General features: G+C 64.4%; 12 protein-coding genes. All 12 read right to left on the reverse strand.

Going from position 1 to position 12,944, the window contains the following annotated elements; genetic code table 11:
- Positions 1–7: 7 nt before the first annotated feature.
- The 12 genes from KP010_RS01560 to KP010_RS01615 all read right to left on the reverse strand — a co-directional run bounded on the left by KP010_RS01560 (position 8) and on the right by KP010_RS01615 (position 12,869).
- Positions 8–535: a YbjN domain-containing protein gene (locus tag KP010_RS01560; RefSeq protein ID WP_159289023.1), complete on the reverse strand. Its 528-nt coding sequence runs from the start codon at positions 533–535 to the stop codon at positions 8–10.
- Positions 536–555: 20 nt separating this feature from the next.
- Positions 556–1,599 (reverse strand): peptidyl-prolyl cis-trans isomerase, encoded by a 1,044-nt coding sequence (locus tag KP010_RS01565; protein ID WP_216280315.1) that lies wholly within the window; start codon positions 1,597–1,599, stop codon positions 556–558.
- On the reverse strand, positions 1,596–2,192 hold the full coding sequence (locus KP010_RS01570; protein ID WP_216280316.1) for a hypothetical protein: 597 nt from the start codon (positions 2,190–2,192) through the stop codon (positions 1,596–1,598). The genes KP010_RS01565 and KP010_RS01570 overlap by 4 nt, the downstream gene beginning before the upstream one ends.
- A gap of 3 nt (positions 2,193–2,195) precedes the next feature.
- Positions 2,196–4,043, reverse strand: a complete 1,848-nt coding sequence (locus KP010_RS01575) for a putative porin (RefSeq protein ID WP_216280317.1) — start codon at positions 4,041–4,043, stop codon at positions 2,196–2,198.
- A gap of 65 nt (positions 4,044–4,108) precedes the next feature.
- Entirely contained in the window at positions 4,109–4,858 is a 750-nt protein-coding gene (locus KP010_RS01580; RefSeq protein ID WP_253203519.1) for an energy transducer TonB, read from the reverse strand.
- A gap of 51 nt (positions 4,859–4,909) precedes the next feature.
- Positions 4,910–5,314, reverse strand: coding sequence for a biopolymer transporter ExbD (locus KP010_RS01585; protein WP_142861703.1), 405 nt, complete (start codon positions 5,312–5,314; stop codon positions 4,910–4,912).
- 5 nt (positions 5,315–5,319) lie between these two features.
- A complete protein-coding gene (locus tag KP010_RS01590) occupies positions 5,320–7,176 on the reverse strand; it encodes a MotA/TolQ/ExbB proton channel family protein (protein ID WP_216280318.1) in 1,857 nt (618 codons plus the stop codon).
- Positions 7,176–8,960, reverse strand: coding sequence for a ShlB/FhaC/HecB family hemolysin secretion/activation protein (locus KP010_RS01595; RefSeq protein ID WP_216280319.1), 1,785 nt, complete (start codon positions 8,958–8,960; stop codon positions 7,176–7,178). Before KP010_RS01595 ends, KP010_RS01590 begins: the two co-directional genes overlap by 1 nt.
- Positions 8,961–9,169: 209 nt before the next feature.
- Positions 9,170–10,156 carry a DUF4880 domain-containing protein gene (locus KP010_RS01600; protein ID WP_371824176.1) on the reverse strand — a complete coding sequence of 329 codons (987 nt, stop codon included), beginning with the start codon at positions 10,154–10,156 and terminating at the stop codon, positions 9,170–9,172.
- A 420-nt stretch (positions 10,157–10,576) separates the two neighbouring features.
- On the reverse strand, positions 10,577–11,119 hold the full coding sequence (locus tag KP010_RS01605) for a sigma-70 family RNA polymerase sigma factor (RefSeq protein WP_216280320.1): 543 nt from the start codon (positions 11,117–11,119) through the stop codon (positions 10,577–10,579).
- A 171-nt stretch (positions 11,120–11,290) separates the two neighbouring features.
- A complete protein-coding gene (locus KP010_RS01610; protein WP_185966389.1) occupies positions 11,291–12,085 on the reverse strand; it encodes an STN domain-containing protein in 795 nt (264 codons plus the stop codon).
- An 82-nt stretch (positions 12,086–12,167) separates the two neighbouring features.
- Positions 12,168–12,869: an energy transducer TonB gene (locus tag KP010_RS01615; protein ID WP_142861699.1), complete on the reverse strand. Its 702-nt coding sequence runs from the start codon at positions 12,867–12,869 to the stop codon at positions 12,168–12,170.
- Between the last annotated feature and the right edge of the window lie 75 nt (positions 12,870–12,944).

Consider the following 12,944-nt stretch of genomic DNA (forward strand, 5'->3'; position numbering starts at 1 on the left):
AGAATATTCAGTGCGACGACGGCCCGGCGAGTTCTATCGAGGACTCGAGCCGTTCGGAGGCGGCCGCGTCTCTCTCGACGCCGAGATCGGCTCCATTCGCCTCCGGCCTGCGCAACCCTTCGCGCAAATAGACGACGAGTTCCTGCGCCAATCGATCCCAGATTTCGATATGGGCCCGAACATGGCTCCGCGTGACGCCGCCGACGACGGAAACATCCATGCACAGCGCCAGGAACGGACCGCTGAGCTGCAGTCGCGAAAAGCGCCGGGCGATATTCCAGCCGTTGACGAGCTCTCGCGGCAGTTCGCCGTTCACTTGCAGAATGGAGACGAAAGCGACGTCCGCGAAACGCCCTTCCGCATCGCCCGTCAGCCGGTTGCCGGGGCGAATGTCGAAAGCGAGTCCGCTCGTCGCCGAGCGCAGATAGTGGACATTGGCGACCGGATCGGTCGCGGCTTCGACGCGGTAGCCGGCCTGCTGGAGCAAATCCCGCAGCTCGTCGAGCGATAGGGAGGAAACGAGGGTTTCAGACATGAGCGCCCTTCCGCGGGAGATTATTTGGGAACGCTGGCGAGCAGATTCGACAAGGCGATTTCATTGACCGCCGCCGGATGCCGCTTGAGCAGCTCGTTGACATAGGCGCGGCGCAGCGCGCTCGCCCGTTCGGCGCGCATCTGCTGCGCGAGCTGGTCGCGCGCTTCCGCGAGCGGGCGCGTGTAGGACGCCTTCGTGTCGATCAGCTTGACGATGTGCCAGCCGTCGTCGAGATGGATCGACTCCGAGACCGCGCCTTTGGCCAGACCCATGACGCGCGTGCGGATCTCGGGCCGAATCTGCCCTTCCGCCACCCAGCCCGGCTCGCCGCCGTCCGCCGCCTCGTTTCCCGCACGCGCGACGGCCATGAAGTCCGCCCCCGCCGCTTTCAGCTTGCGCTCGATCTCGTCGAGCGATTTCTTGGCCTTTTCCTCCGTCGCGCGGTCGGCGTCCTTCGGCGCCGAGACGAATATATGGCCGAGCTGAAACTGACGCGGAACGACGAAGGCGCTTCGATTGGCGTCATAGGCCTTTTGCAGCTCGTCCTCGCTCGGGAAATTCGCCGGCGGGTTCGAAACCGATTGCAGAAAGAGCTCCACGATGGCGCGCTCGCGCACTTGCTCGAGCTGCGCCGCGATATGCGGCTGCTGATCCCATTTCTCGGCGATCGCCTCCTGGAGGACGATCCGCTCATTGAGAAGGGCGCGCACCGCCTGACTGAGCAGCGCGGGCTCCTTGACGATGGCGGCCTGCTCGCGCGCGCCGAGCGCCGCGAAATATGCGCGCAATTGACTCGCCGTGATCTCGGAGCCGCCGACATGCGCGACCACCTCCTCCGAGGTCTTTCCATTCACGCCCGCGCTTTCCGCAGGCGGCTTCGGCTTGCTCGCCGAGGGCGCCTGCTGCGCCGGCCTCGGCTTCGGCTTCGGCGCCGCGAAGCCGTCGAACAGCGATTGCGCCAGAGCCTCCGACGGCATGGACATCGCCGCCGACATCGTCGCTCCGATCGCGAGAGCGCGGACCGCGCCGTACAGGGTCGCGACCCGGCTCGATACATTGTTCATGGCGTCACCTTTTGATCGTGAATTTTGTCGCCGTAGTCCTGCAGCAGATTTTGGATTTCGACGCGACGCACGCCAGTGAGCGGCTCGCTCGCCAAGGCGACATCGGCGAAGTTCGCCGCCTCGTAGCGTTGCAGCAGTTCGTGTCCGAGCTTCACGAGTTCCGCATTTTTCGCGCGGCAGCTCTTCACGCTCGCCTTGTGGGCGGCGGCCTGAGACTCGAATTTCGCGCGCTCCGCGTCTTTGGCGCGCGCCACATCGGCTGCCTCCTCATAGGCCGCTTTCCATTTCTCCAGCGTCTCGTCCCGCTCGACGAGTCGCTGGTTGAATTGCTCGACGGCCTCGCGGTGCTGCTTCTCGACCTGCTTGACTTCCGCCTTGGCCGCGCCGATCTGCTCTTTGAGTCGCGCGCGCTCGCTCTCCGCCTCGGTGAGCTTGGCCTGCAGCGCCGCGCGCTGGTCCTCGAGCGCGCGCTGCTGCGTGATCGCGCCGCGCAACGCCTCGCGAAGGCGATCGGCTTCCACGTCGGCGCGCGCGACCGTCGTCATCGACGAACCCGCGAGCGCCACGGCGACATAAAATGCCAGAATGCGCATGGATCAGAACTTTCCGTTGAGATCGACATGCAGAACATCGACCGCATAAGGGACGCCGGCGATGTTGTCGGCGCTCATCCAACGCATCGCGAGCCACACATTCTCGCCGACGCCCAGATTGGCGCCGACGAAATAGCCTTTCAGATTGGTGCCGCCGAGTCCGAAGTCCGCGTCGACGAATGCGTCGACCATCGCATCCGACCCGAGATATTTGTAGCCGGCGAAGACGTTCCAGTCCCAGAGATGACGGATGTCCTTGTGTCCGACCGTGGCGCTCGCGAGATAGCCGTATTTTCCGCCCACGTAATGGCCGGGGAACCACGTGTTGGGGCTGATCTGGAACGCCCCGATCAGATTGTTGGCGAGGATGTCCGGCCTGACCCGACCGTCGAAAGCCGTGTTCAGAACATATTCGCCATCGAGCACGACGTGAATCGGATCGAAATGTCCGAAGTCGATCTCGCCCGAGGCGACGACCGGCCGAAACTGTTGGGCGAGCCCGAAATATTGATATTGGCCGGTCGTGCCGCCGCTGTTCGAAGTGTCGGCGATGATCGAGCGCAACGGCATGTAGGTGTTGCCGCGCTGCGCGAAGGACGGTCTCGTCAGATCCGTGTTGCACGCGTCCGACGCGCTATAGACGCGACAAGGGCTCGACAATTGCCCTTGAACCTTGCTGAAATCATAATAGGCGGCCGCGACCTTGAACGCATAGCTCTCCTCGAATTTGGCGGCGACGCCGAGCTGCCCCGCGAAGAGCCATTTGTCGTGGCTCGGGAGCTTGGTGGGCGGACCCTGATCATAGCTCGGAAGGTTGATTCCGGCATTCAGATCCGTGTTGAACGTCGGAAAGGCGCCGCCGGAGACGAAGGCGGTGACGCCGTCGACGACCTCGTGTCTCGCCTGCGCCGCGAAGCCGTCGAAGCCCAAGTCCCGATACCAGACGAGATCGGTCGGAGACCAGAACGGATTGTCCATGCGCCCCGCGGTGAGAGAAATTTCCTGGATAGGCTGGTATTTGAAGAAGGCGCGATCGATCCAGAGCGAATATTTCGAAAAATTGCCGCCATTGTAGGCGAAGGTCTGATTCTGAGACACTGGCGAGTTGTTCTCGCCGCCAGCGAAACGCAAGCCGGTCGAGAAGCCTTCATGAAGATCGGCGAGCATTCCGAGGCGGCCGCGGAAGCGAAACTGATTGCGATCCTGCGTGACATCGTAAGTCGGATAATAATAGGCGTTGGCGTTGCTCACGTCGTATGGCGACCCGGTATTGATCGCGTTGAAATTGACGGCGTTGACCTGATCGTTTCCACTGGGATAGTAGATGCCCCGGTAACGAATCCGCATATCGCCGTAGAAGCGGATGCGCGACGCCCATTCGGGATATTTGCCCGGCGAGGCCCAATTCTCCTTCTCGGCTTGCGCCATGACCTCTTTCTTGATGTCGTCCCGCAATTGCCGCTTCACCACTTCGGGCACATAGGTCACATGCTTGGCGCCCGGCGGCGAGGCCGCCGTCGCGGCGGCGGCCGCGACTTTCGCCGCCTCGCCCGCCTTCGCCGTCGCGTCTTTCGCCGCCTGACGCTGTACATAGGCCTCATTGGCGGCCTGCTCGATGAGCAATTTCGCCTGCTCTTCCGTCAGCACGCCCTGCTTGACGAGAAGATTGACCAGATTGACTGTCGCATTGGGCGATATCGGCTTGGCGCGCGACACCTTCGGCAATTTCGTTTCCTTCGTCTCCTCGTCTCCCGAATCCTGGGCCAGAACGGGCGCCACGCAGACAAATGCGCCGATATAGGCGACGAGGAACAACGAACGCCGACGCGCTACTGACTTTCTCTCGAACATCGAACTCCCCAGTGATCTTCAGCGCCATACGCGTGGCTCGGGTTACAATAGGCGGTTTGCCCGCATCAGCTCGGACGCTGCTCCGTGATCCTGATGATCATCGGCATCGGCATTCCTTTCGGTGGCGGCTCGCGCAGCGTCAGATTGGTGAACACCTCGTTACGGAGAACCGCGTCGAGCTCGGCGTCGCCCGTCGATCCGCTGAGCTGAACCTTGATCACACGGCCCGACTGATCCGCCCACAGCCGGATATTGCCGCGCATCGTGGCCTTGCGCGTCCGTTTGTGCGCCTCGAGCGCCGAGCGAAGCTGCGACTGCACCATCGACGCGTAGGAGCCCCATCCGCCGCCACCGCCGCCGCCGGAACCGCCGTAAGGACTCCCTCCCGGCTTGCCGAGGATATCGCCGGGCCCCTTCCCCTTCGCGTCGAGCGCCAGCGGCCCCGGAGGCTCGTCATTCTTGGCGTTCTTGATCGGCTCGTTCCTCGGTTCTTCGAGAGGCTTCTGATCCTGAAACTCGGGCTGATCGATCTTCGTCTGCTCGATCATCTTCTGCTCGGGCGGCCGCGGAGGAGGCGGAGGGGGCGGAGGCGCGATATTGACGATCGACAGCTCGCGTATCTGACGTGTCGGCGGCAAATCCTCATGCCCGGACAGCACGACGACGACGCTGCCGAGCAACAAAGATGCGGCGCCGACCGCCGTCGCGGCCCTGTAGCGCCGGAACCAGCCCTTCTCCACCGCCGCATAGGCGCGGCGATCGTCGAAAGCCGCTCGCGCAGGCGGACGAGTGCTTCTCTCGGTCGGCGAATTCATGGCGGCCTTCTCCCGAATGTCGGTTCCGCGCCGCCCGCGCGGCGCCGTCATTCATTTCACGAGTGGTTTTGTCGCGAGCCCCACCTGCGTGAGCCCGATGCGCGACAAGAGATCGAGAACATCCATCACGCTCTGATATTGCGCCTGCGCGTCGCCGCGCAGAACGACAGGAAAGTCCGGCGTGAGCGCCTTCTGCTGGATGAGCCGCTGCTCCAGTTCCGGCAGCGTGACCGGAATCGTGTCGAGAAAAATCTTGCCGTCGTTGGCGATGGTGATCGCCTTCGTCGTCTGGGTGGCGAGGCTCGGCGCGGTGGAGGCCTTCGGCAGATTGACCTTCTGACCCTGCACCGTCGCCGTCGTCATGATGATGAAGATGACCAGCAGCACATAGGCGAGATCGAGCATCGGCGTGATGTTGATGTCGTCATACGGCTTGGCGTCGTCTTGAATCTTCATCGCCGTCACTCCCCCGCGATCCGCCGCTCGACCGTGTCGAGGCGGTCTTCGGAATAGGATTCGGCCATGCGTGTCACGAACTCGTCCACGAACACATGGATGTCGCTGGTCAGGTCCTTGATGCGGGAGATGAGATAATTGTATCCGAACAAGGCCGGGATGGCGACGCCGAGACCCGCGACGGTCGCCACGAGCGCCGCGGCGATGCCGGGCGCGATCGCGTTGACATTCACATCGCCGCTCGCAGCGATCGCCGCGAATGTGATCATGACGCCGACCACTGTGCCGAGCAATCCGAGGAAGGGCCCGCCCGAGATCGCGATCGTCAGCACCACCATCAGCCGATTGAGCTGTTGCGTCTCCTTGACGACTCCGCTGTCGAGCGACGCCCGGATCGCCGAAACGGCGGGGCCGGACAGCGTTCCTCTGCGCGCGCCGGGAGCCGCGAAACGGTGGCGGATTTCCGAAGCGCCGATGTGATAGATGCGGTAGAGCGAGGAGGAACGCATCATCTCGGCGTCCCGCTCGCTGATGCGGCCGCCGAATGTCGCCACATCTTCGTCGCCGTGATCGAGCGCCGTGAGATCGGTCGCGATCTCGCGAAAGCTCTTCATGAATTGCGTATTGGCCTTCGCCTGCCGATTCAAATAGGTGGCGCGGTCGATCATGACGAGCCAGCTGATCGCCGCCATGACCATCAACAGGCCGATCACGATCCAACCGTCGAGCGTCACCGATTTCAGGATCACCACCATATAGCCGGACAGCCAGCTCGCGGTTTCTTCATCCACGCTGAAGGAAATGAGCTTGGATGGATCGGGCCCCTGTCCGATCGCAGCGAATTTGACGAAGCCCGCGGGACGCGCGCTCTTGGCGAGCTGCAATTCGTCGATATCGCCGACGAAGCCCGGCGCGGCCGCGGCCGCATCGCCGCCGAGCGCGGCGGCGGCGTTGAGCGCGGGAAGCCCGGCGTCGAGCGTCGAATAGGCGCGGCCGTCGAGATAGAGCGTGATCCGCCCCGCGTCCGCGACGACGGCGAGATGCCGCCAAGCGTTCGCTACGATCGGCGCGCCCGCGCCGCTGCGCGTCGACGCGCCGGCTGTGGTCACCTCGACATAAGGCGCGCCATTGTCGAGGCCGATCGCCAATCCGTCGGCGCCGTCGCGACGGCTGTAGAGCGTCGCGACGGGAGCGAGCGCCGCCGGCTTGATCCAGGCCGAAAAGGTGAATGCTCCGCCGGCCGTGAGCGCCTGCGACGGAGACCCGGGAAGAATCAGAGGCGTCCGGCCGTCGAGCCGCAAGCCGCCGCCGATGATCGCGCCGTCGGCGGGCTGGCCGACGCTCGAGGCATTGTTGCCCCACGCCGACGCGTCGAGCGCCGGGGTTCCGCGCTCCGCGAAATGATAGACGAGCGAGACCTCGTCATCGTAAGTGTTCTTCGAATCGCTGGTCGAGACGGCTTTCTTGTCGCCGTAGTACAACCAGATCTCCGTCTTCGCTCCCGGCTGGACATTCGGCGCGCCGACCCAGATCAGCGCCTCGCCCAGAAGCGGGTCGAATTTCTCGATATGATGTTTGAGCGGCGTCTTGTCGTCGCCGGCCACGAAGCGCAGATCGCTGCCGTCCTCCTTGGCGACGGAAAAGCGAAAATTCCCCATATGCAGCCGCACAAGCACCGGCGTCGCGCCGATCGCATCGGTGATGTCGGCTCCGGAGGCGCTCGTGTCGATGGTGATCTTCTTGCGAAGCTGCCACTCGTCGTTCCACCAGGCCAGGGCGGAGGACGACCATAATGTCAACGCCGCGACGACGCAGAAGAGCGTCTTTGCGGCTCGGAAGCGCTTGTCGAACGTCGTCATCATCAGAATTCACCCCAGACACGGAAATGCAAGCGAGGCTCTTTCGCTTGCGTGTAGAGTTGGCTGATCATCGGCATCGAAAAGACGAACATGCCGCTCACATGGTCGATCAGCTTGACACGCGTTCCGAAGCCGTAGCTCCACAGATTGAAATGCGCCTGCTGCTCGGCGAGGGGATGAATGACTTCGACCACGCCCTTGTCGACGAAGCCGAACAGCCGCCACTCGTTGAACAGGGTCACGGGAAGCCGATCCGCGCCGGCCTCGCGCTTCGCCGCTTCCTGCAGCATGTCGCCCATGTTCGGGCTGCGCAGCTCCAGAGAGCCCGCCGCGCCAGTGTCGCCGAGCACCTCCGACTCGAGATAGCCCCGCACGCCGTCGAGACCGGCGACGCTGATCTGCTCGCTCGACGCCAAAGGTCCGTTGGCGATCTGGCCGACGAACCGGCCATAGCCCTGAAAGCCGCCGGGCAGCTCCTGCAGATGCGAGGCGTCGAGGTTGAAATGCGTGAAGTTCCCGGACGCATAGGCGCGCTTGTTGTCGAACGCCGTCGCGTCGCTGCCCGCCGGCCGCATGTTCAAAGTGAGGGACGCATTGAGCTGCGTCGTGAAATTTTCGGTCTGGTAGGCGGCGTTGTAGGCCGCGACCAGAGGATAATAAGTGATCGGCGACGAGAAAGATGTGTCCGCTCCGATCCTTACGATCTCGCCATAATGCTTGTAGTCGAGGCCCACCGAGAGGGAGTGATACAAATTCTCGATGGCCGGCAGCGACATCACCGCACGCAGGCCGACGGTCTGGCCGGGTCCGACGACATTCACGCCGCCGACGGTTGCGATGTCGCTCGTCGACGTCAGTCCATAGGCGAGGACCGCGAGCCAATCGACATCCGGCGCGCGCGCCAGATAGGAGAAGGAGAAGACCTCGGCGTCGGATCGTTTTTGCGGCGCCGCCTGATAGGTGAAGCTCAGCGAATGCCCGAGCTGCCAGAGATTATTGTAGCGCGCCGTGCCGATGATGCGCTGCGGCGTCGTATTGGGCGAGCGGCGGTTGTTGAACTCGACGCTCGCATGGACGGGAAACTTGTCTTCGACGTCGAGGTCGACGTCCACCGTGCCCGGCGCGACGCCGGCCCGCAGCGCGGGCGTCACGCGCCGATCAGGCCACTGGTTGAGCGCGACGATGTCTTTCGTCACCTCGTCGAAATTCGGCACGATTCCTTCTTTCAGAGAGGGAGCCTTGGCCTTGATGGCGTCGACGTCGAAGAAGCGCGCGTTCTTCACGCGCAATCGGCCGATCTTCAGCTCCGCGACCTTGAGGACGATGACGCCGCCCTGCGGGTTCTGCTGCGGAACGGATACTGCGACGGTCTGGAGACCTTTGTCGCGGTAAGCTTTTTCGAGGGCCGCACGCGCTTTTTCGACGTCGGCGGCGGTGCGCCCCGGTCCGACGAACGGATAGATAGCCTCCTCGACTTCGAGCTGCGTCAACCGGTCGGCTCCGTCGACGACGAAATCGTCTATGTCGAAACGCGCCGTCACGGATTTCTCCGGCGCGGTCTTCGCGGGCGCGGCGGCGGACGCTTTGCTGGCAGGCGCTTCCGGGGACGACATTTTGGCGACGCCTTCCGACGCGCCGCCCTCGCCGTCTCGCGCCTGGCCCGCGGACAAGGCGGGAGTCGACGCGGACAGGCCGCCGCATATCACCAGAACAGCGGCGATCTCACGCCCGCGACCGGCGCGAAACCGCACATATGCGCAGCCGTCCGGATTCCTCGCCGATACCATTCGCTTCCTCGTACACGCAGGAGGCGCACGCCCGGCAGACCGCTGCCGGAACGACGAAAAAACGTGCTCCTACGTAGAAAAGACGATTTGGCGTGGTCGGACCCGAAAAAAAAATTCAAAAAAAATCGACTCCACGGCTCGTGAGAGAGTTTCCAGAAAGATCGGCGAGTCGCCGGATGTCGACGCGGAAGCGGGCGGCCCGAGCCGCGTCAGCCGAGCAGAACGACGCCGCCCGGCAGCGTCATCGCGCGGGCTCCGAACAGGCGTTGAACCTGCTCCACCAGCATTTCGAGCCGGTCGACGCGAAAGACGCCGTCGACGATGCGCCGGCTCAGATCGGCGTTGGCGATGACGATCTTGCCGGGCCTGTATCGATTGACCTCTTCGACGACCTCGGCGAGCGGCGTGTCGTGAAAGATCAGCAGCCCCTCCCGCCATGCGCTCACTCGACGCGGATCGATGCGCGCGGATCGCATGACGCCATCCGCGCCATAGGAAACCTGCTCGTCCCTGCCGACGCGCATGACGCGCGTGTCCTGCTCGACGGTCACCGAGCCGTCCAGGCAGCTCACAGAGACGAGACCATCGATGCAGCGCGCGTCGAAGCGCGCATCGTTCGCCGTGATCCGGCTTCCGGCGGCGAGGACGACCAGCGGCCGCGTCTGCGGCAATCCGACGGAGATGGCGGCCTGCCCGGAAATCAGCTCGATCTGCAAAGCGCCCGGCGTCGGTTTCAGCGCTACGCTCGTCAGCGTGTTCAATTCCAGCGACACCTCGGGAGCGAGGGCCACCATTCGCCGTTCGCCCTTGCCCGTACGGAAGTCGGCGGACAGATCTTTCAGAGACGGCCACAGATCGAGCGGCGGGCGAAAGAGCGCGTAGCCGGCGACGGAAGCGGCGACGGCGCCCCCGAGAAACGCGCGGCGCGACGGCGCCCGGAGCAGCCGCGCCATCGGCGGCGCGGAGAGCTTTTCCTCGCGCGTTTCGTCGTCGAGTTCATGGGCGGCCACGCCGATGAGACGCCAGACGCGCGCAGCGTCCCGGAAGGCTTCTTCATGAAGAGGGCTCTGCTCACGCCAGCGCCGCAATGCTTCGAGGTCTGCGACGGACGGCTCGCCGGCCTTCAGTCGGACGATCCAGCCGAGAGCTTCGTCCAGCAGCGGACGAAGCTCGGGCGTGTCGCTCCGCTCAATCACGGCTCGAGGCTCGTCGGCGTCGCCGGCCACGCGAAAATCCTCCCCTGCGAACGCGCGAGCATCGCGCTTGTGTAAACGATTCTCTGGGTTTAAAGCAATGTTCTCGCACAGGAATTTCTCGGTCACACGCGAAGCGGCCCGTCGACGACGCGACCGAAGCCGCCGCGAGCGAGACGACGGCCGCTCCCGTCATCGAAGGCCGCCTCGACGCTCCCGAATGTTTCTGGTCCTTCACATTCTCAGACGACCGACGCGGCCCTATCCCGAAACGCCAATGCGCAGAATCGTCCGCCGGGAGCCGGCTCCTAAAAAAAAGATGAGATTTGTCCGAGAGATTTGGATCGTCGACCCACGCGCTCGACCCGGCGCGCCTCTCGTCGTCGCCGACCCGGTCGGGACGGTCGCGGCGAAGCCGCGCTGTCATGACTTCGGCCGCGGCCCCCCCAGCCGAAGGACGCGCTTGCGCCTCAGACGATCCGCGCAATGCGTCAAAGCGTTTTTCAGATCCGCCTCTACGGTCCGGGTGGTGACTTGCAAATTCGTGGCGACCTCTTCCGCCGTCAGGCCCTCGACGGCGATTTTGCGCAGCACTTCGCGGCGCCTCGCCGGAAGCTCGGCCATCGCCCGCTTGAACGCTTCGATCTCCGAGCGCGCTTCGGCGATCCTCGCGGGATCCGGCGCCTCGTCGCAAATTTCGAGAAGCGCATCCACGGCCGCCGCGCTCACGCGGCGCCGCCCGGCCTTCTTGTAATCCTTGGCGATATTTATGGCCGTGCGGAAAATATAGTCTTTCGGGCTTTGAACGAACGCCGCGTCGCCCACCCGGTCCAGTCGCAAAAACGCCTCGTGGAGCGCTTCGTAAGCGAAATCCGAAGATCCGAGACGCCTCGTCAACTGCCGCACCAGCTCGTCATAGCTTTCGACGAGCTGGTTGCACAGGCGAGCACGATTGGTTTGGATCACGGAACTCAGGCCCCGACGCCGCCGGCTCTCGAGACTTCGAGAACATGCAGTCACTAACGACATAGAACTACGAATTTGTGACAGTCCCGCTCTAGGCGCCTCCAAACCGCCGCGACGCGGCAAAGCCGTCGGAGCGCCGTGATCTCGAACGAGGCGAGCGGATGGCGAGACCTATCTGAGCGATCTGACGACGACCAGGACGCGAACGGGGAGAGACAGGTGGGGGGGCGCATCACGGCTGACGAGAAGCCCCTGCAGCGAGGCGCTCACCGCCGCATCACGTTCGCTGTCGCCCGTCGATTGGAACAGCTGCGCGCGTTCGACCCTGCGCGCGCCGTCGACCCAGAGCTTGACTCCGATACGATAGTTGCCCGAACGCGTCCGAGCGTTTCGCCGAAGAGCTCTCTCGATGTCGTTGCGAACGGCGTCACTATAATCCTGCAGCAGCTCCTGCTCGCGATCGCCGTCCCCCAGCGCCTGCACCCGCAATGGATCGAGAGAAATGTCCGCCGACGCGAGAGGATGAACCGGCGGTAGATCAAGAAGATGAGCGGGCGGCTCGAGCGTGATGGCGTTCGGCCCGACGTAACGCGCCTTGACGTTCGTTCCGGCCAGAAGCTGCTCGAGGGCGGCGTCCGCCGTGAATTCGCCGCGCAGCAGCGCGGACCGACGCCCGGCCGCGGACCGGCTCTCGAAGAGCACTTGCACGCCGGCGGCCTGTCCATAGGCCTCCAGCGCGCTCGCGAGCGGCTGCGCGGGAATGTCATAGAAACGGATCGACGCCGGCCGCCCGCCATCGTCCTGCGCCGACGCCGCATAGGCGAAAGCGGCGATCCCTGTGGCGGCGAGCGCCGAGGGTAGGAACGACGCCCTGCTCACCAGGGCGCCGTCTTTTTTGCGCCCGGCGGGGCCCGCGAGGGATCGCCCATTCCCCGAAACCAGATCGGTCGACACGTCCGCGGCCATGATCCAACTCCACAATCCGTCACAATCGTCGCCGCGCGTCCGCCCCGGACCCGTCATTCCTCGGCGGCGCCCCGTCGGCGCGTCAGAGCATGTCGAAGGCGATCGGCGCGAGAATCGTCAGGCGTTCGGGCAGCTCGCGCGGAATTCGCGGCAATGGCTGCGCCCGGCGGATCGTTTCGGCGGCGGCCGCGTCGAGATCGCTCTCGCCGGAGCTGGCGCGAATCTGCACGTCGGTCACCATGCCGTCTCGCCGCATGGCGAAAACGACCTGAACGGTTCCTTTCAGCCCCGCACGGCGCGCTTCCTCGGGGTAGCGCCGAAAACGGGCTATATGCGCCAGTAACGCCTTCTGAAAGGCGAGCGCCGCCCGACCGTGCGACGCCAGCATGCGGGGCTGAGAGGCGACGGAAGACTCGGCCGTGGACGGTGGAAATTCGGCGACCAGCGTCTGGGGCGTCAGCGTCGTGACCGTCTCGACGACAGGCGGCTCCGGAGGGTCGGCGGGCTGCTCGGCCAGGATGACCGGCGCGGTTCCGCTTCCCGGCTCCTGCGGTCGGCCGACGCGCTCGCGAGGCGACAGCAGGCGGACCTCGATGACCGAGTCCTGCGCTTTCGAATAAATCGACGCGGGCGCATGGCGCAGCCAATAGACGCCCATGGCGAGAAGCGCCGGGACGACCACCGCCACGACGGCCACCCATCTCACCTCGAGCGACCTGGCGGCGGCGAGCCAAGCAGAGGCCCATCCACCTTGCTTGGTAGCCAGCAAGCTCCGATCCGGCATGTGAGCGATCCCACTCTCGACGCGAGGAAGAACATGAAGTGGCCGACCGTCGCCTTCTCCCGCGCGCGGACAAAC

This window comes from Methylosinus sp. KRF6, from assembly GCF_018887255.1.
In the GTDB taxonomy this organism is placed as follows: domain Bacteria; phylum Pseudomonadota; class Alphaproteobacteria; order Rhizobiales; family Beijerinckiaceae; genus Methylosinus; species Methylosinus sporium.